Below are 17,809 nucleotides of genomic sequence, written 5' to 3'. Positions count from 1 at the left end.
CCGGATGGCAAAATAAAACAACCCGGTTCCGCTTTATACGGAACCGGGTTGTTTTATTTTGCGCCGACCTCTGTCGGGGAGTGTCTGCGTCCGAATCTTGATCGGAGGCTTAATTTGAAAGCTCCGGAGCGGAAATGCCGCTTCACGGAGACGCGGGCAGGCAGCCGCTCCACTTCAACCGCTAAACGCGCTATCGGCTTCAACCTTCGCATTGACGTCAGTTTTCCAGTCACTACGTTAGCGGGATTTAACCTGCTTTAGCCGCGCGGAACTCTTCAAGCGCCTGACGGACCGCCTGAGGCGTATCCAGAAGCAGCACCCGCTCCGCAAGCTCGCGGCACTCCTGACGGTCCAGCCCGGCGAGCACTTCCTTCAGCGGGCTGAGACGGCCCGCCTCCATGCTCCACTCGTCCAGTCCGAGTCCGAGCAGAAGCGGCGCGGCCAGCGGATCGCCCGCCATGCCGCCGCACATGCCCGTCCATTTGCCGGCGGAGTGCGAAGCTTCGATCACGGTGCGGATGAGCTGGAGGACGGCCGGATGGAAATAGTCGTACAAGTACGCAACGTGTTCGTTCATCCGGTCTACGGCCAGCGTATACTGGACGAGGTCGTTCGTCCCGATGCTGAAGAAGTCCACTTCCCGCGCAAACTGGCCCGCCATTACGGCCGTAGAGGGAATCTCGACCATGATGCCGACTTCCATGTTCTCGTCGAACGGGACGCCTTCCCCTCTCAGCTCCGCCTGCGCTTGCGCCAGGATTTCTTTGGCCTGCCGCCATTCCTGCAGGCCGGAAATCATCGGGAACATCACCTTCAGCTTGCCGGAGGCGCTGGCCCGCAAAACCGCCCGCAGCTGCGTGAGCAGCAGCTCCTTGCGGCTGAGACCGATCCGTATCGCCCGGTAGCCGAGGAAGGGGTTCACTTCCTTCGGCAGCTGCAGATACGGAAGCTCTTTATCTCCGCCGATGTCCATCGTGCGGATGATTACGGGGCGGCCCTCCATAAGCCGGGCCGCTTCCGCGTAAGCACGGACCTGTTCTTCCTCCCCCGGCATAGACGGGGAATTCATGAACAGGAACTCCGTGCGGTACAGCCCCACGCCGTCCGCTCCCTGTTCGGCGGCGGCCCCGGCTTCCGCGGCGGTCCCGATGTTCGCCGCGAGCTCCACGCGCGTACCGTCCGCGGTTACAGCGGGACGGGCCGCGTACGCCTCGAGCGATTTGCGGCGCTCGAGATCCTGCCCCATGCGGAGCCGGTACCGCTCCGCTTCGTCTTCGTCCGGCCGGGCGATGCACAGCCCGGCGGCTCCGTCGACGACGAGGGTATCCCCGTCGTCAATGCCGTCCACGGCATCACCCGCGCCGACGATGGCTGCGATGCCGAGCGACCGCGCCAGAATGGCGGTGTGGGACGTCGCCCCGCCCGTGCGGGTGATAAAGCCGACGACCTTGGACGGATCGAGCTGCACTGTGTCGGACGGCGTAAGATCGTCGGCCACGAGAATCACCTCTCCGGTGATTCCATTAAGTCCGGCTCTCTCTTCCGGCGACAGGCAGGCCATAAGGCGGCTTCCGATATCGCGGATATCGGCGGCGCGCTCTTTCATGTAGTCGTTGGTCATCCCCTCGAACCAGGAAGCGACCTGGCTTACGATTTCGGATACGGCCTGCGGAGCCGGTTCCAGCTTTTCCCGGATACGGGCTTCCATCTTCGGATAGAAGGCCGGATCGTCCAGCAGCTTCCGCTGGCCCGCCAAAATACCGGCCTGCTCTTCTCCGACGGTTTCTTTCGCCTTCTCCGTCAGCTGCTCCAGCTCGCCCGCGCAGAGGGCCTTCGCGTCTCTAAGCGCGGCAAGCTCGGCCTTCACAGCCGCCGGATCGTCCGCGATAGGCTTCCATCCGGCAGAAGCTCCGCCCGCGCTCTCCTGAGCCGGACGGTAAACGAATGCCGGAGCGATACGGATTCCTTCCGAAACGCCGATTCCCTGAATATGCAGCCCCTTCATCAGGCTTCACCGAACTTGCTTTCGACAAGCTTGGTCAGCGCTTCAACGACTTCCTTCTCACCGTCGCCGCTGGCTTCGATCGTCACGACTGCCCCTTTTTCAATCCCGAGCGTCATCAGCTCCAGCATGCTTTTGCAATCCGCCGTGCGTCCTTCTCCGGTCTTCAGGTGCACCTCTGCTCCAAACTGGCCGGCCGTTTCAGCAAAAAGCTGAGCCGGACGGACATGAAAGCCCTGCTCGTTTCCAATCGTTACTGTTTGTGCGAACATGTCGTTCCTCCTCACCCGTTGTACCGCCGGATCAAGACCGCAAAATAAGGATAGGGTTGTATGGTTTCTCCCGACAGCTATCCGGTTCTGTTTTGCAAGGCGTCTTCGGCGTTTTTTCCGGTTCATTTATTAAGTAATAGTAAAAAATTCCGCTCTCTGGTCTGCTTCTATCTCTCTGTAACTCCACACGTTTACCGGCTCTTGGCCGGATACAACCTTCTGGTTTGGTTTACGGTTGTTTTTCTTCATAAAGCAAGGTTACGCCAGCAGGGCGATCCGCTCCTTGTACTTCTGGATCAGCGCCTGGTTGTGCGCGTCGGAACCGTCGATGTTGCCGCTCAGGAACACCGGCGGGTTAAAGCCGTTTTCGATCATGATTTCAATGGACTCGGCAAAAACAGCGTTCAGGATCGCGGCTCCGATCACGGTCGAACTCGGTGTGAAAGGCACCTGCATACCCGGATGGTTCAGCACGGCGTCTCCTTTGACCGAGAAGTTGTCGATCACGAGATCCACCGCATCGGCCAGATGCTTGCCGCTTGTATGCCGCGACGGCTGGCTCATGGAATACTCCAGAGAAGTGATTCCGACGGTAACGCCGCCCTTCTCCTTCGCCATCAGAGCGACATCGACGGGAACCGGGTTACGGCCTGAAGTGGACAGGACAAACACGACTTCGCCGGGACGGATATCCTGCTCCTTCATGAAATCGACCGCCAGATCGTTCTGTCTCTCCAGCTCCGAAGAGCGTACGGCGCCTTCATGCAGCATCAGCTTCTCGACGAAGATCGGACGAATCGGAACAAGCCCGCCGGCCCGGTAAAAAACTTCCTCCGTCAAAATATGCGAATGACCGCAGCCGAACAAATGAATAATGCCGCCGTCCTGAATGCAGGCCGCCACTTTCTCGGCCGCTTCGCGGATGGGTCCGGCCTGCTCGGTCCGGACTTTGTTCAACAGCTCGCCGATCACATCAAAATACGTATTCATCATCATAGCTCTCACCCCGTTGTCAGTCTGTTGAATCCTGCTGTTCCCCGTCTTGCAAGGCCCGTTTGACCCGCAATAGCATCTCGGCCATCACGTCCAGGCTTCGTTCGATAATCTGCTCGCCCTTCTCCCGGGTAGCCAGCGTGGCGTCCCCGAGAACGGCGGAGGATGTGATTTCCTCCCACGGCGTCGGCGTACAATCCGCTTCCGCGCTTATGTGCGGGGCGCCATCTATGGCTTTGCTCATGTCCACATATTCGCCGGCGAGATAAAGCATGTAAGACGTCTCGATTTCGTCGGCATGCATATAGGTGCCGTGGGCCGCAGAGGACTCCCTCACCCGGGCCGTAATTTCTTTCGTGCCCGGATAAAAGAAGTAGAACACTTTCAGCTCCGGTACCCGCTCGTATAAAATCCGCGCGGCTTCCTTAAGCGCCACCGCATTGCCCAGATGGCCGTTGACCATGGCGAAAATACGGAAGCCCTGCTGGTACAGGCTCTCTCCGATATCGGCCAGCAGCCGGATCAGCGCCTCGTTGGAGACGTTGATGCTGCCCGGGAAATTGCGCAGGCTCCACACCTGGCCGTAAGGCAGGACCGGAAGCACGAAGCTGTCCGTCCGGGCCGCCAGTTTGTCCGCCAGCCGTTCGGCAAGCAGATTATCGGTACCGAGCGGCAGGTGGGGGCCGTGTGCTTCCACGGCTCCGATAGGCAGGATCGCCGCCCGGAATTGTCGGATTTTATCCTGCACCTCGTACGAGTTTTCGTGCTCGAATTTCATCGTGCGCGCCTCCTTACTTTTTGAATGAGAAGCAGTTGGCCGGGTTCTTTACGAAAAATTTCTCGATCAGCTTCTGCCCGTCGAATCCGTTGCGGTTCGCTTCGTCCACAAAGCGCGGCACCCACTTCGCAATGATGTACTCCAGTCCGAGACCTTGGTCGTAATGCTTGTAGTATGTTTTGCGGGCGGTATCTCCGCTGATCAGAATCTGATCCTCGTAGCCCTTGCTCACGAGATTGAGAATGAGCGCGATCCGCGTGCTTTCGGGGGCGTACTTGATTTTGCCGATGCCGTCAAAGCTCATGTAAGCGCCGGTTGCCGCGATCTGCTCGTGGTAGTACGGGTCCGGGTTGCGGTCCATATGGCCCAGGCTCAGATACGACAGGTTCACGCCCTCGCTTTTCAGAAGCTCGATCTGCTCCAGCGCCATGGTGCCGACTTCCGTATGGGAGTGCACGGGCGCTTTCGTTTCGTGGTGGGCTCGGGCTACCGCGCGGAGCGTTTTCTCTTCCAGGGGCGTAATGCGGTTGTAGCCCGTCCCGAATTTGACTTGGCCCGCTTTGAACGGAGTGCCTTCAAGGCCCTCTTCTACCTCGCGGATAACGAAATCGGCCAGCTCGTTAATGCTTTTCGCTTCGATCCACTGGGTATACGTTTCGTAATCGCCCGTGAGCGGCTTCAGCTCTTCCTTGATTTTGGCGTCCCACAGAAAGCTTTTGTTAAAACCGGCCGTGCCCACGATTTTAATGCCCGTTTCCAGGGCAATTTCCTGAACGGCCTGCACGTCACGTCCGTAATCGACCGCCGTTGCGTCCACGATCGCGTGTCCGCCGTGCTTTTTAAAATCCAGAACGTCCAGCTTGGACTTCTCTTTGTCGTCCAGCAGCAGATCGTCCTCTCCCCGTTCCTGCCAGAAGGCCGGACGGCATACAATATGTTCGTGGGAATACGTAAAGCCCAGATCCTCTTTGGCGATGTCTCCATGTAAAGTACGGATATAGCTCATGACGTGTCTCCTCCACTCTTTTTTTCTGAAAAGAAGACGGCGGAGCTTAGCGCTGTCACCGTCTTGTTGTTGCGGGCCCGGGGCCCGGCACTGCTTTAGTTAAAAGAACAATTTAGCCAGGAAGTTCAAAATCGGACCGATGATGAACATATCGGAGTCCGCCGCCCACATGGCCGTATCCGGCACCGTGGAGCTGATGAAGAAGCGGACCATGAGGAATTGTCCCCAGGCTACGATCGTGGATGTGATGAATCCGCCGATCACGGCCCCGCGGACACCGCCCGTCGAGTTCCCGAACACGCCGGCCGTAGCCCCGTGGAAGAACAGAACGATCATCGTCGGAACGAAGATGTAGGAAACGGTGTTACCGAGCACGAGCAGCCAGATAATGGCGCCCGCGAAGGCTCCCAGGAAGCCGAGTACGACCGCGTTCGGCGCGTACGGATACACAACCGGCGCGTCCAGTGCAGGCTTGGCTCCGGGTACGAGTTTTGTAGCGATCCCGTTGAAAGCCGGAACCAGTTCGCCGACAAACATCCGGACCCCCATCAGAACGATGGCGATACCGCCCGCGAACGTAAACGATTGGATAATCGAATAAATGATAAAGTTCTGGTCGCCCGACTTCGCCATCAGTTCGGCGGCCGCAGGCGTTCCTTTCGTCGAAAGGATAACGGCTCCGATCAGGAACAGAATTCCCATGCTGAGTGCGGTAATGACGTTGGAATCCCGCAGGAACTCAAAGCCTTTCGGCACTTTGATTTTCTCGGAATCGTTGTTTTTGTTGCCGAACAATTTACCGAACAGGGCTGCCAGCAGGGCAACCGAAGCGGACGTGTGACCGAGGGCGATGTTATCGTTGCCCGTTATTTTGCGCAGGAACGGCTGAACGAGAGCCGGCTGGAAGGTCCAGTACAGACCGAGCACGACGGCAACCATCAGCACGAGCTTCCAAATCGCGATACCGCCTGCGGCATGCACGATTACACCTGCGAAAATCGTTGAAGTCCAGAACATCATATGTCCGGTCAGGTAAATAAATTTAAACCGGGTGAAACGGGCCAGCGCCACGTTGATCAGGAAGCCGACGAGCATCGCCAGCGTGACGGCGCTTCCGTACTTGCCGTTAAACGCGTCCTGACCCATAAACGTACCGAGCGAGCCGGCCTCCAGTCCGAAGACCTCTTTCCACATCGGTTCGAATACGTTCAGCGCTTTGACGATAACGTCGGAACCGGCGCCGATTACGAGGAAACCGATAATCGCTTTAAAGGTACCGCTGACGAGCTGGCTCGTCGATTTCTTCTGGAGCAGAAGGCCAACCAGAACGATGAACCCGAGCAGAATGGCCGGTGTTCCGAAAATATTGGTCGCGATCCAAAAAAGCACGTCCATAAAGACCCCTCCTTAATGGGTTACAGCACTTCTTCCAGTTTTTGTTTGATTTCGTTATTGTCAAAATAGTTATTGACGATTACGATTTTGGCGGCATGGCCTTGAAGGCTTTGCGCCAGCTCATTGCTCGTGATGATGTAATCCGCCGCCGTGCCGGATGCCGTGGATACGTCGGTATGCTCCACATCGGCGTTAACGCCCATGCCGCTCAGCACGTTCTCCACGTTCATTCTCAAAATCAGGCTGGTTCCTTGTCCAAGACCGCATACGCATAAAATTTTCATTGTTCGTTCCCCCTAATAAGTTGTTGAATAGTATCTACATCGGCTGCCTGCTTGAACGCTTCCACGTTGTCCGGGTTGCTCAGCAATATCGTCAGCTTGCGCAGCATGGCGATATGCTCGGAGCTGGTGGACCCGCCCAGTGCGAATACGAGCTGGACGGGATCGTTGGCCGCGTGGCCGAATACGACCGGTTTCTTCAGCCGGAGCAGCGAGACGGACGCTTCTTTCACTCCGTCTTCCGCACGGGCGTGCGGCAGAGCGATATGCGGCGCCAGTACGAAGTACGGGCCTTTGTCCCGGTAGGAGTCCACCATGGCTTCGGCATAGCGCGCTTCCGCGGCTCCCGCGTCGGCCAGAAGTCCTCCCGCCAGGCGGATCGCTTCTTCCGCCGTCTCGGCTTCGACATCAAGTGCAATCAAGGACGGTTCTAAAAATTTCATCTCTCATCTCTCCCAAATCCGGTAGTCTAACTGCGGGGACCTTCTTCTATCTGCTGTAATATCTGTTCTTTGGTCCCGGCGTCCTTCAGCCGGGTCAGGCTGTCTTGTTCTCTGAGCAGGAGCGTCAGCTCCGACAACGCTTTGAGATGCGATTCTCCGTCGATCGCCGCCAGCACCAGAATCACCTGTACCTGGTGGCGGGCTTCTTCGGAGAAGGCTACGGGCTTCGCAAGCCGCAGCAGGCTGATTCCCAGCCGCTTCACTCCGTCCTGCGGCTTGCCGTGCGCGATGGCGATGCCCGGCGCCACGACGATATAGGGGCCGAGCGCCTCCACCTTGCCGATCATCGCCCCGATGTAGGCCTCTTCGATACGCCCGTCCTCGAGAAGAGGCAGGGCCGCCTCGCGGATGGCGGAGCGCCAGTCCGCGGCCTCTTCCTCCACCCGGATCATCGGTCCGGTGAGCAGGTCGGCCAGCGACGGCTTGCGGGCTTCGCTCAGCCATGTTTTCCCCACGGACATGTAGCGGTTCAGTTCCTCCGCAAGCCCCGCTTCATCCGTCACCTTCGCGTATTTGCGGACAATGTCGAGCAGGGCCTGAACCGAGCTGGCCTGGGCCCGCGACTTGCGGCCGACGACCGTATTGATCTGGTTCAGCAGATGCTCCTTGTCCTTATCGCTGAGGATCGGATTTACGACGAACACGGGGACGCCGCTGTCCGGAAGCGGGACCGTCGAGAAAATAAAATCGACGCTCTCCTCTTCAAACGCTTCGTAATCCCGCAGCGAGAGAACCGCCGAAATGTCCACCGCCGAAAATAAATGCTCGAGCTGGGATTTCAGCATCCGTGAAGCGGAAATGCCGTTGACGCAGACGATGGCGGCCCGGCGCCTCTCTACAGGCTGCGTGTTTTCCCTGCGCAGCCAGCCGCCGAAGTGCATGGCGAGGTAGCCGATCTCGTTATCATCGAGCTTTCGTCCGACAAGCTGCTCGAACGGTGCCGCGGAGCGCCGCGTCAGTTCGAACACTTCGCCATACTTGGAGCGGATGTTGCCCAGAAGCGGGTTATCGAGCTCCAGCCCGTACAGGATCCGGTAATACGCCGGCTTCAGATGGACGAGCAGATTCTCTTCCATCGCTTCTCTGTTCGGCAGAAACACGCAGGCGTGACGCTGGAAGGCGTCGGTCATTCCCCTGGCCGCTTCGCGGAGCTTGTCGATCACTTCCTCGGAACCGGTCAGCTGTTCCATCCGGTTGACGCGCGCGCCGAGCAGGTGCATCGTAAAATACGCGATTTCCTCCTCGGGTATGGCGGTGTCGAACAAACCGCCGAGGCCTTCCGCTATGCGGGCCGCCGCCTCGTACTCCGGCATGCGCCCCAGCACGTTCCGCTCGTCTTCGTCGATCGCAATGAGCTGCCTGTTCTGGATCCGGCGTGTATAGAGCAGGAAGCGGGTGGTCAGGTTAAACACCATCTCGTCCGTCAGTTCCACGCCGAGTGTGCGTTCACTGTCCGCGATGAGCCGGTAAACCCGTTTCAGGTAATCCGGCTTCATCGGCGGGAATAAGTCCAGCACCCGGTCAAAACTGCCGGGGTCTTCACTCCGGCTGAGCGCCTGCTCCCAGCCCACGCTTCCGAAAATCTGTCCGAAGTAGTAGGTGAGCGCCTTCCGCTTGTCGCTCTCTTCCCCCCGGACCCGGTAGCCCTGCTTGCGGTCGTAAGCGACCTTAAGCTTCAGCGATTCCAGTTCGGGCCGGATGATGTTCAAGTCCTTAAGCACGGTTCCCCGGCTGACTTGCAGGAGATCCGTCAAGTGATGGACGAAAAGCGATCCGGCCGCGGGGGACAACAGATGGACGGCCAGCCAGGCCAGCCTCTCCCGCGGAGACAAGTAGTACTGCTGCACCGGAAGCTGTCCGGCCAGCTGCGGAATGCCCTTGCGGCTTTCATCCGGCAAATAGTAACCGGCTGCCCGGACATATTCGACCGGCGGAAGATGAATCGTTTTCAGCCAGTCGTTGATTTTTTCCATATCGTAATAAACGGTTCGTCTGGAGATGCCGAGCTTCTGCATCAGTTCTTCCAGAGATACATAATCGGCTGCCTGCTGCAGCAGCGTCATTATCCGGGTACTGCGTTCGTCCAGAATACGGCATCAACTCCTTTGCCGTTTAGTGTGGTTCTTTGTTCGATTTGATTATACCCAGGGACAAGAATCGAAAGACAGTTCAATTCGTGGAGGCTCTTTTGTGCAAAAATGAATTCTACCGGAATGACTTCCAAAACGGATTTCCCCTCCGGCTTCACGCCACGCAAAAAAACGGCTCCGGAAGCATCCGCCCCTGGCCGTTTTATGAAGCCGGTTCGATTAACCAGCCTATGTCCTGCACGAATATGTACTGAATTTACTGCCATGCACTGTACTCGGTGCTACGATTATGTAATCTCCATTTTACCGTCATGTCAACCGGTGGTAATGTGCACACGTTGTTGCTATGTGCAGCTTGCTCCTGCAAACTTACACACTCTTGTATGTTTTGCACAGTCTTGTCTTATACGTTCTTGCACCGTTGTGCACTGTCCTGGCACTGTCCTGGCACTGTCTTGGCACTGTCTTGGCACTGTCTTGGCACTGTCTTGCACGCTCTTGCCCTGCGTGACGGTCAATCCGTCTGCCGGATCGCCGTCATTTTGTTGGAAGGAGCTTGCTTCCTCTTGCTTCCTCTTGCTTCCTCTTGCTTCCTCTTGCTTCCTCTTACTTGCTTCTGCCTCGCTACTTGCTTGTACCCAAACAGCATCTTGCCTGCTCTACCGGCGTTGCTTCTTCCTCGCACGTGTCACTCCGTCTCCGCCGGCTGCAGTCCCGTTTCCCGCACGCTCCAATCCCAGAACTTCGCGGCGAGCTGCTTGTCTTTGGCCCGTGCGGATACCGGAGCGATCTTCTTCCTGTAAAAATATTCGCCGGTTGCACACTCCACATTATCGCTGGTAGCCAGATAGACCGCCGTTTCCGCCCCCTGTGCGGGCGTCAGGAAATAAGGCCGCAGCATGGCAAGCACCGATTTGCCGAAGCCCGTGTTCCGGTCCACGCCGATCTGGGTGCCGACGGCTCCGGGATGCAGGGCGTTCACCGTGACGGCGGTCCCTTTCAGCCGGGCGGCGAGCTCCCTGGCGAACAAAATGTTCGCCAGCTTGGACTGCGCGTACCCCGTCCATACCGTGTATCCCTTTGTCAGATACGGGTCTTCCCAGCGGATCTTGCCGATTTTGTGCGCGCCGGAGGAAACGACGACGATACGGCCCTGCTCCGCCCGTTTCAGAGCTCCCAGAAGCAGGTTCGTCAGCAGAAAATGGCCCAGATGGTTAACGCCCATCATGATCTCGAATCCGTCGGAAGTGGTCTCTCTCTTGAGCGATACGACGCCCGCATTGTTGATCAGCACGTCCAGATGATCGTAGCGGCTTTTGAACTCCGCGGCAAAAGTCCGGATGCTCCGGAGCGAACCGAGGTCGCACTGCATGAGCTCGATCTCCGCGGAACCGCTGGCCGCCATCGCTTCGCGAAGAGCGCTGCGCCCCCGTTCTTCGCTGCGGCAGACCATAATGACTTTCGCCCCCTGCCGAGCCAGAGCGATCGTCGTGGCGAGGCCCATGCCGGAGTTGGCTCCGGTGACCATCATGATTTTTTGCTTCATCTGCAGCCCGCCTTCGTTTGGATTTGGGAAAAAAACCGTGTGCAGCCGGACGGCTGACATCGGATGTTAACCGGTCAGATCAGCCCTTCGGCCACCGTTTTCAAAAAATGCTCCTTATGCGCCGGATGGCAGGCGATGAGATAAGGCTCAGAGCTCATTCCGCGGAATGGCCTGCCCTCAAAATCCATAACAAGTCCGCCCGCCTCCTGCACCATCAGAATGCCGGAATACAGATCGGTTCCCTCGGAATTGTACAGGACGATGCCGTCCAAGTCTCCCTTGGCGAGCATGCACCACTGGAGAGTCGGGGCCCATACCCTCATCATCCGCTTGAAGCGGACATCCAGATGGTGGCGGAGCTTAACGGCACGCGCCTCGTTCTGGACCTTGTGCCCCTGTATCCAGCCGATCGTGCCGCGCTGAATGGACGAGCACGGTTTGGACTGAATGCGGATATTGTTGCAGAAGGCCCCTTTGTCCGCCGCGCTGAGGAACAGCCTGTCCACCATCGGTTCGTAAATGACGCCCAGCACGGGGCTGCCTTGATGCATGAGCGTGATGGACGTAGCGAAGAGCGGAAGACCGATCGCGTAATTGTTCGTCCCGTCGAGCGGGTCCACGATCCACATCCAGTCGCTCTGCCTGCCGTTGTGCCCGATTTCCTCGCTGTCCACGCAGTGATCGGGAAAGCTTTTCGCGATATGGGTCAAAATAATTTCTTCCGCGAGGTGATCCACCTCCGTTACGACATCGCCGAAGTCGTCCTTTTCCAGAATGCTGTTGATATTCTCAAACCGGTTTTTCGCTTCTTGTCCGGCTTGCAAAGCGGCTTGGATCGCCACCTTCTTCGCTGCGCGCAGAATGTCTTCCACAGTCTTCTTCCCCTCCGCTCTATCTGTCCGCCTTTCCGATCAGGCTTCTCACCTATGTTTTTACCGGCCGCGTCCCTGCCATTCGTTCTCCAAAATGCCCATTTCGATCAAGTTCCAGTACGTGTCTCCCATTCTTCTCGCGTCCCGGATAAAACCTTCTCTAACGAAGCCTTCCTTCTCGTAGCAGCGGATGGCCGCTTCGTTAAAATCGAAAACGCCGAGCGTCATTTTATGAAGCCGGAGCTCTTCGAAGCCGATCCGCAGCGCCTCGCGGATCATCGCTTGTCCGGTGCCGCGGCCTCTGCGGGCCGTATGGCCTACCAGCACCTTGCCGATTCTCGCGGAACGGTTATAGCGGTCGATATTTCCGATCGAAATATGTCCCACCGGCAGGTCCGTTTCCGAATCGATGACTTTATAAATAAGCCGGCCGGATTGTTCGGGATCGTTGGCCCCTTCCATATAAGCCTCCAGCTGCAAGGCGGTTAGAGGGTAATTAAACTGGGGCCCCGCCCATTGAAGCAGAAAAGCCTCGTCTCCGCTCCATTCGATAAGCTGGTTGAAATCCTCTTTTCCGAAATACTCAAAACGAATCATGTCAGATCACATTCCTTCCCCTCTGATTAAAGCCATATATAAACCGGCGGTAAGAAGAGCGCACGGCACAATAAGCAGGTGCTGTCTGTTCTGCAGGCAGGTCAGCAGGCCGAAAACGAAGGTGAATATCGCCAGCAGTACGCTTAAAGCAAGCAGCCCCGTCATGACGAGGCAACCCGTGAGCTCATCCGCAAAGGACCTCCCCAGGCGGAAAGCCGTAATTTCAAGCCCGCCGGTAAGCAGCAAAAATAAGGCGTAATAGCGCCACGAAAGCAGCCGGTTCCCGCCGCTCGCGGAGTCCGTTACCTTATCGCTTGGCATGACAAGCCTCTACCTCCCATCATTTGTAAGTTGATCCTTCTGTTAGAGTAGCATCCCTGGTCTCATTTGAAAATGCTTTTCGGAAAAGAAAAGTTCCGTTAAAAGAAGGTAAACAGCAGAAACCCCTTTGCCAAATCCCTTCCTATTTCACGGCTCCTCGAACGTCTGCTAAAGACCAAATCGCCGTGAATACGCAAAAAACGCATGCACGTTATGCATACGTTGTGTCATTTACACCCGTCCCTCACCCGCTTGCGGTCTGCAATCCCTTAAAAGTGTTCCATGGTTAAGAAAATCGACGACCGTTCCCGGTACAATACCGGAAAACGGCCGCAGCTTACTGACCATATCTTTTTGTTTGTGTATGCACGCCTTGCTTCACCGGGATAAGTACTTACGGTTCTCTGAATCCTAAAAAAGCCATACTCAAAAAAGCCGCTATGAACCCTGCAACCATTAGTAAAACGATTAAGATTCCGGTGAATTTCAAGAATCCTCTTTCGCCTGTTACAATTCCTACTACACCTAAAAGAATGCCGATAACTAGAGAACCCAGTGCTGAAAAAAATAAAGATTTAATTAGCATCACTTCACCGGAATCAGGGGTAGTTGAAACCGAGTAACTCATGAAAAGCATCCCTGCACCTGCAAGACTTAAAATCGTCGACAGCGCTCCGAAAGTCCTCTTTTTAGAAGTCAATATTTCCTCCTTATTCGGGTGTTCCGAAAATTCCGAATGAGTTTTTTGTCCGGTTAAAAAAGAGAACACCAAGCGTAATCACTTGATGTTCTCAAATAGAAACTATGTACGCTGCCTCGGGCAAAGTTTTGTAGATCCTCATAGCTTGCTCACGGCTTATTCCGGGGTTACTCCGGGGTTACTCCGGGATTACTCCGCGCCTGCTTCAAGCTTGCTTCGGCCGATTACTTGCCAATCTGCTCGCGTTCTTCCTTGCTCGGGCCGTAAACGCCCGGAACAACCAAGCCCGCTTGGCGCATTAGAACCGTCATTTGACCCCGGTGATGAGCCTGGTGCTGAATAACGAAGCGCATGATGCCATGAATCGTGATTTCCCGGCCGAACACGGTAATGCTTTGCTTCAGCATCTCGTCCGTCCACTGTTCGCCCGCCGCCCGAAGCAGGTTCGAGCTTGTCTGCTCGTAGACATCGGCGATTTCTTTGGCGGACTCGGGAACTCCCGCGCTTCGCTCAGGTCCCTCGAACTTCAAGCCAGCCGCCGTAAAAACACCGTGCATAGCTTGAGAAAGATGCCATCCAAGCTCTCCGAGGGAGAAATGGTCCAGAGCGACGCTCTGGTCGAGCGAATCGTCCGTTAAGGTATTTAAAATTTTCCGGGTCAACGCTGCCTCATGCTTCCATTCCTGCTGAAATTCATCCAGACTTGTAAACATACTAGTCAGCCTCCTTTAATGAACTAATCTCTTTATCAGTATAATACAAAGAGGTCCTCCTTCACCAACGACGGCGCTCCATACGATGGTAAGCTGCGCGGGACATGAAGGGAAAAAGAATCCTCCGGTAAATTTCCGGAACTTTCCCTTTCTTTTTTGGAACTCTCCTCCGCATTCGGTATAATGTACAACGTACATACATCTGCCGCACATTGCCTACAACAGGAGGAATAATGATGAACCTACTGCCCTTAAAAAAACGCGGCCTGGACGCCAGCCGTCTCGTACTGGGCTGCATGCCTTTCGGCGGAGGCTGGAATTCCGATCCGGTCACCAAAGAAGACGAAGCGCAGGCGCAGAAAGCCGTCGAAGCCGCTCTTTCCATCGGCATTACCATGTTCGACCACGCCGATATTTACACAAGGGGAAAGGCGGAAGAAACCTTCGGCCGCATCCTCAAAAACAAGCCGGGCCTGCGCGAGGAAATGGTGATCCAGTCCAAATGCGGCATCCGCTTCGCGGACGGGGACGTTCCCGGCCGGTACGACTTCTCCAAAGCCTACATCGGAGAAGCCGTCGACGGCATTCTGCGCCGTCTCGGCACCGACTATCTCGACGTCCTGCTGCTGCACAGACCCGATCCGCTGATGGAGCCGGAAGAGGTCGCGGAAGCGTTCGGGCGTCTTAAAGCCGCCGGGAAAGTCCGCTATTTCGGGGTGTCCAACATGAACGCCGCCCAGATCCGCTTCCTCCAGCGCGCATTGCCCGATCAGCTGGCCGTCAACCAGCTGGAGATGAGTCTGGCGCGCCACGACTGGCTCGACCAAGGGGTTCATGTGAACCAGAAGGCCGGCACTTCGGTGAACTTCTCCGAGGGGCTGCTGGAATACTGCCGGATGGAGGACATCCAGATCCAGGCGTGGGGCCCGCTGGCCCAGGGTAAATTCTCCGGCAACCTCGGGGACTCGGAGCCGGAGCACATCCGCAAGACGGCGGAGCTCGTCGGCAGGCTTGCGGATGAGAAAGAGACCACGCGCGAGGCCATCGTACTCGGCTGGCTCATGCGGCATCCGGCTATGATCCAGCCGGTGATCGGCACGGCCAACGCGGACCGCATCGCCGCCTGCCGGGACGCGGAGCGCCAAGCGGAGCTCATGACCCGCGAAGAATGGTATTCGCTTTACGTCAGTGCAAGAGGAAGCTTCCTTCCTTAAGCACTTCAAAAACCTCCGGGGCTGCCCAGGCAGACCGGAGGTTTTTTTATGCAGCAAGAAAAGGGCCCCGGAGCGTATCATTCAGGTTAAATAAATAATCACGTTTCCCCCTGAAGGCTTATCGTTTAAAACTTGCCCCTTTTCTTAAGATACGTCTGCAATCCCTGAAGAATGCCTATCGCCGCGCACACGAGCACACATACGATCAGAATAATCCACACAACCTGCGCTGCCTGCCAATCCGAGAGGCCAACGGACCGCACCAGATAAACGCTCATATATACTCTTACCAAATAGAGCAAACCCGCCATAAGGAGAAGCTCCACCACCCGGTACAGCCACTTGCCTCCGCTCATTTTACCCGCTCCTCTCTCTCCGGATTCCGGCGCAATCCCCCTCCTGTCTTCACCGCATTAACAGTTAACCGGCAACTTCATCCTCACCCTACGTTAGGTATATTTTACCATTAAAAAGACTTTGTCGAAATTCCCCCCTCCATAATAGGTTTTTATCCTTAATCGGGACATGCCGTCATGGGATAATAAAATTGCGTATTGGAACCGTTTACATTTTAAGAGGGTTCTTGTCTGTACACGATTTTTCAAGGCCCTCGCCCGTTTGGAAAGGAGGCATAACCAACCCACTTATCCGCTGAACCCCGCACTTATTTCAATTAAAAAGGAGCGTACTTATTGATGACTTCTTACACAATCCCCCGCAAAAAAATGATGCACCTTGCCCTCGCCTTCACGCTTGGCCTCGGTGTCGTGCCTGCGCTGGCTTCCAGTCAAGCCAGCGCGGCCGGTACGGCGGCGGCTGTATGCCAGGATCCCGCCTGGAGTTCTACGACCGCCTACACGGCCGGCAAAAGAGTGTCCTATTCGGGCAAAACGTTCGAAGCCAAATGGTGGACGCAGGGAGAACAGCCCAACGCGGCGAACACCTGGGGCGCCTGGAAATATGTGAGCGACTGCAGCTCCGGCGGAGGCGGCGGAACGACGGACACGCAGGCGCCTTCCGTTCCTTCGGGGCTGAAGGCAAGCGCCTCCACGAGCACAAGCGTCTCCCTGTCATGGACGGCTTCGACGGACAATGTCGGCGTGGCGGGCTACGACGTGTATCAGGGGACGGCTCTTGCCGCCAGCGTGACGGGAACGACGGCCCTCGTCACCGGCCTGACCGCCTCGACGGCCTACAGCTTCACCGTGAAGGCGAAGGACGCGGCCGGCAACGTTTCGGCCGCGAGCGCTCCGGTCAGCGTTACGACGCCGGCAGGCGGAACGTCGCCTTCCCCGGACCGCAGGTACGTCGCCTATGCCAGTACATGGAACACCAGCGTCTACGATTTGAAGCTGGAAAACATCCCGAATTACATCACGGATATCAACCTGTCTTTCGCCAGACCCGACACGAAGTATGTGAAAGGGTCCTACGCCTTCGATCAGGAGGTTGCGGGCTTTGAATTCGTGGAAGGCGCCACTACGGGCCGCGGCCAGCTGAAGTTCACGCCGCAGCAGGCCCAGGATCTCCGCAGCAATATCGCCGCACTCGACGCGCGCGGAACGGATACGTGGCTCTCCGTCGGCGGCTGGTCTTACAGCCAAGGCAGCCAGTGGGCGAACTTCAACGCGCCGCATGTCGTCGACCTTGCGCTGGATCTCGGCGCTTCCGGCGTCGATATCGACTGGGAGTCGAGCGGCAGCAACTGCAACAAAGCCGCGGCCGAATCGTTCAGCTGTTCCAAAGACGCCGAAATCGCCGGCATCATCAACAGCCTGTACAACGAGATCAAGGCACGTGGCGCGAAGCTGAAAATCTCCATCGCCGGCTGGTCCACGGGAGCCTACTACGTGAAAGGCACGCCGTTTGAAGAGGGCAAAGTGCAGTACGGCTCGCCGTTCGGCGGCACGATGTACCGCATCGTGAAAGATCACGGCAGCAAAATCGACATGATCAATCTCATGTCCTACGACGGCGGCGTCTATTACGATCCTCGCGAAGGCTACGAATCGTACCGCGCCATCTACGGCGGGACGATCAACATGGGCCTGCAGATTGCGCCCGAAGGCTCCGGCGGAGCCGTATTGAAGCTGAATGCGGCGCCGGGAACCGTTTATGACGCCGAGATGCTGAACGGCCAGAACAACGTCGCTTCCGCTTACTACAATGTGGAGACGCTCGTCAAATACGTCAAGAACAAAGGCAAATCGACCGACGGCTTCATGCTCTGGCAGCTGTGGAAGCAGCGCGTTCATCAGCCGGCCCCTTCGGACGGCGCCACCGAGAACAGTGCAGGCCAGTATGTGTGCCGCAACCTGCCTCTGGCGGGCGACTGCAACCAGACGATTCCTACCCTGCCGAAGCTGACTCCGTAACGGAAACGGCCTAACGGCAACTTGCAGGCAGCGGTTACTTCTGCGTCTTTTCGCGCAGGGTAACCGCTTTTTTTCGCGTCCAACACAAATAAACGCCCGAAGAAAATCGGAGCGCACAGAGAGAGCCTCTTATATATCCGCAGATGTTTGG

General features: G+C 56.8%; 18 protein-coding genes. 2 read left to right on the top strand and 16 right to left on the bottom strand.

Annotation, left to right across the window (positions count from 1 at the left end; translation table 11 throughout):
• Positions 1 to 247: 247 nt before the first annotated feature.
• The 15 genes from ptsP to C4S74_RS07820 all read right to left on the bottom strand — a co-directional run bounded on the left by ptsP (position 248) and on the right by C4S74_RS07820 (position 14,069).
• Positions 248 to 2,005, bottom strand: coding sequence for a phosphoenolpyruvate--protein phosphotransferase (gene ptsP / locus C4S74_RS07890; protein ID WP_103994783.1), 1,758 nt, complete (start codon positions 2,003 to 2,005; stop codon positions 248 to 250).
• Positions 2,005 to 2,274: an HPr family phosphocarrier protein gene (locus C4S74_RS07885; RefSeq protein WP_103994782.1), complete on the bottom strand. Its 270-nt coding sequence runs from the start codon at positions 2,272 to 2,274 to the stop codon at positions 2,005 to 2,007. The genes ptsP and C4S74_RS07885 overlap by 1 nt, the downstream gene beginning before the upstream one ends.
• 258 nt (positions 2,275 to 2,532) lie before the next feature.
• Complete coding sequence (locus C4S74_RS07880; RefSeq protein WP_103994834.1) at positions 2,533 to 3,267, bottom strand: SIS domain-containing protein; 735 nt, start codon at positions 3,265 to 3,267, stop codon at positions 2,533 to 2,535.
• 19 nt (positions 3,268 to 3,286) lie between these two features.
• Positions 3,287 to 4,045, bottom strand: coding sequence for a creatininase family protein (locus tag C4S74_RS07875; protein ID WP_103994781.1), 759 nt, complete (start codon positions 4,043 to 4,045; stop codon positions 3,287 to 3,289).
• Positions 4,046 to 4,058: 13 nt separating this feature from the next.
• The gene (locus C4S74_RS07870; RefSeq protein ID WP_103994780.1) at positions 4,059 to 5,051 is read right to left on the bottom strand and encodes a phosphotriesterase; all 993 of its coding nucleotides are present in this window, start codon (positions 5,049 to 5,051) and stop codon (positions 4,059 to 4,061) included.
• 99 nt (positions 5,052 to 5,150) lie between these two features.
• Positions 5,151 to 6,446, bottom strand: a complete 1,296-nt coding sequence (locus C4S74_RS07865) for a PTS ascorbate transporter subunit IIC (RefSeq protein ID WP_103994779.1) — start codon at positions 6,444 to 6,446, stop codon at positions 5,151 to 5,153.
• 20 nt (positions 6,447 to 6,466) lie between these two features.
• Positions 6,467 to 6,730 (bottom strand): PTS sugar transporter subunit IIB, encoded by a 264-nt coding sequence (locus tag C4S74_RS07860; RefSeq protein ID WP_076321610.1) that lies wholly within the window; start codon positions 6,728 to 6,730, stop codon positions 6,467 to 6,469.
• Positions 6,727 to 7,170: a PTS sugar transporter subunit IIA gene (locus C4S74_RS07855; RefSeq protein WP_103994778.1), complete on the bottom strand. Its 444-nt coding sequence runs from the start codon at positions 7,168 to 7,170 to the stop codon at positions 6,727 to 6,729. Before C4S74_RS07855 ends, C4S74_RS07860 begins: the two co-directional genes overlap by 4 nt.
• Positions 7,171 to 7,196: 26 nt before the next feature.
• Positions 7,197 to 9,317 carry a BglG family transcription antiterminator gene (locus C4S74_RS07850; RefSeq protein WP_258042433.1) on the bottom strand — a complete coding sequence of 707 codons (2,121 nt, stop codon included), beginning with the start codon at positions 9,315 to 9,317 and terminating at the stop codon, positions 7,197 to 7,199.
• Positions 9,318 to 10,008: 691 nt separating this feature from the next.
• The gene (locus C4S74_RS07845; protein ID WP_103994776.1) at positions 10,009 to 10,866 is read right to left on the bottom strand and encodes an SDR family oxidoreductase; all 858 of its coding nucleotides are present in this window, start codon (positions 10,864 to 10,866) and stop codon (positions 10,009 to 10,011) included.
• Between the two features lie 74 nt (positions 10,867 to 10,940).
• On the bottom strand, positions 10,941 to 11,738 hold the full coding sequence (locus C4S74_RS07840) for an inositol monophosphatase (RefSeq protein WP_103994775.1): 798 nt from the start codon (positions 11,736 to 11,738) through the stop codon (positions 10,941 to 10,943).
• 60 nt (positions 11,739 to 11,798) lie between these two features.
• Complete coding sequence (locus C4S74_RS07835) at positions 11,799 to 12,335, bottom strand: GNAT family N-acetyltransferase (RefSeq protein ID WP_103994774.1); 537 nt, start codon at positions 12,333 to 12,335, stop codon at positions 11,799 to 11,801.
• Between the two features lie 6 nt (positions 12,336 to 12,341).
• Positions 12,342 to 12,656, bottom strand: a complete 315-nt coding sequence (locus C4S74_RS07830) for a hypothetical protein (RefSeq protein WP_181024342.1) — start codon at positions 12,654 to 12,656, stop codon at positions 12,342 to 12,344.
• A 394-nt stretch (positions 12,657 to 13,050) separates the two neighbouring features.
• Positions 13,051 to 13,356: a hypothetical protein gene (locus tag C4S74_RS07825; RefSeq protein ID WP_103994773.1), complete on the bottom strand. Its 306-nt coding sequence runs from the start codon at positions 13,354 to 13,356 to the stop codon at positions 13,051 to 13,053.
• Positions 13,357 to 13,580: 224 nt separating this feature from the next.
• Positions 13,581 to 14,069 carry a DinB family protein gene (locus tag C4S74_RS07820; RefSeq protein ID WP_103994772.1) on the bottom strand — a complete coding sequence of 163 codons (489 nt, stop codon included), beginning with the start codon at positions 14,067 to 14,069 and terminating at the stop codon, positions 13,581 to 13,583.
• Between the two features lie 236 nt (positions 14,070 to 14,305).
• Here C4S74_RS07820 and C4S74_RS07815 point away from each other — a divergent pair, with 236 nt between their 5' ends.
• Entirely contained in the window at positions 14,306 to 15,283 is a 978-nt protein-coding gene (locus C4S74_RS07815) for an aldo/keto reductase family oxidoreductase (RefSeq protein WP_103994771.1), read from the top strand.
• Between the two features lie 125 nt (positions 15,284 to 15,408).
• Here C4S74_RS07815 and C4S74_RS07810 read toward each other — a convergent pair whose 3' ends face one another.
• Positions 15,409 to 15,639: a hypothetical protein gene (locus C4S74_RS07810; protein ID WP_258042425.1), complete on the bottom strand. Its 231-nt coding sequence runs from the start codon at positions 15,637 to 15,639 to the stop codon at positions 15,409 to 15,411.
• Positions 15,640 to 15,978: 339 nt separating this feature from the next.
• Here C4S74_RS07810 and C4S74_RS07805 point away from each other — a divergent pair, with 339 nt between their 5' ends.
• Positions 15,979 to 17,658, top strand: a complete 1,680-nt coding sequence (locus tag C4S74_RS07805) for a fibronectin type III domain-containing protein (protein ID WP_103994770.1) — start codon at positions 15,979 to 15,981, stop codon at positions 17,656 to 17,658.
• Positions 17,659 to 17,809 lie beyond the last annotated feature (151 nt).

The organism is Paenibacillus sp. UNC499MF (assembly GCF_900107975.1).
Classification (GTDB): Bacteria; Bacillota; Bacilli; order Paenibacillales; family NBRC-103111; genus Paenibacillus_F.
Note: the sequence above shows the minus strand (reverse complement) of the source record. Positions and strands in the feature narration are given on the sequence as shown.

What these genes read in the sequence shown, in the direction of transcription:
- ptsP (WP_103994783.1), bottom strand. Translation starts at nt 2,005, where the DNA reads ATGAAGGGGCTGCATATTCAGGGAATCGGCGTTTCGGAAGGAATCCGT.
- C4S74_RS07885 (WP_103994782.1), bottom strand. Translation starts at nt 2,274, where the DNA reads ATGTTCGCACAAACAGTAACGATTGGAAACGAGCAGGGCTTTCATGTC.
- C4S74_RS07880 (WP_103994834.1), bottom strand. Translation starts at nt 3,267, where the DNA reads ATGATGAATACGTATTTTGATGTGATCGGCGAGCTGTTGAACAAAGTC.
- C4S74_RS07875 (WP_103994781.1), bottom strand. Translation starts at nt 4,045, where the DNA reads ATGAAATTCGAGCACGAAAACTCGTACGAGGTGCAGGATAAAATCCGA.
- C4S74_RS07870 (WP_103994780.1), bottom strand. Translation starts at nt 5,051, where the DNA reads ATGAGCTATATCCGTACTTTACATGGAGACATCGCCAAAGAGGATCTG.
- C4S74_RS07865 (WP_103994779.1), bottom strand. Translation starts at nt 6,446, where the DNA reads ATGGACGTGCTTTTTTGGATCGCGACCAATATTTTCGGAACACCGGCC.
- C4S74_RS07860 (WP_076321610.1), bottom strand. Translation starts at nt 6,730, where the DNA reads ATGAAAATTTTATGCGTATGCGGTCTTGGACAAGGAACCAGCCTGATT.
- C4S74_RS07855 (WP_103994778.1), bottom strand. Translation starts at nt 7,170, where the DNA reads ATGAAATTTTTAGAACCGTCCTTGATTGCACTTGATGTCGAAGCCGAG.
- C4S74_RS07845 (WP_103994776.1), bottom strand. Translation starts at nt 10,866, where the DNA reads ATGAAGCAAAAAATCATGATGGTCACCGGAGCCAACTCCGGCATGGGC.
- C4S74_RS07835 (WP_103994774.1), bottom strand. Translation starts at nt 12,335, where the DNA reads ATGATTCGTTTTGAGTATTTCGGAAAAGAGGATTTCAACCAGCTTATC.
- C4S74_RS07830 (WP_181024342.1), bottom strand. Translation starts at nt 12,656, where the DNA reads ATGCCAAGCGATAAGGTAACGGACTCCGCGAGCGGCGGGAACCGGCTG.
- C4S74_RS07820 (WP_103994772.1), bottom strand. Translation starts at nt 14,069, where the DNA reads ATGTTTACAAGTCTGGATGAATTTCAGCAGGAATGGAAGCATGAGGCA.
- C4S74_RS07815 (WP_103994771.1), top strand. Translation starts at nt 14,306, where the DNA reads ATGAACCTACTGCCCTTAAAAAAACGCGGCCTGGACGCCAGCCGTCTC.
- C4S74_RS07810 (WP_258042425.1), bottom strand. Translation starts at nt 15,639, where the DNA reads ATGAGCGGAGGCAAGTGGCTGTACCGGGTGGTGGAGCTTCTCCTTATG.
- C4S74_RS07805 (WP_103994770.1), top strand. Translation starts at nt 15,979, where the DNA reads ATGACTTCTTACACAATCCCCCGCAAAAAAATGATGCACCTTGCCCTC.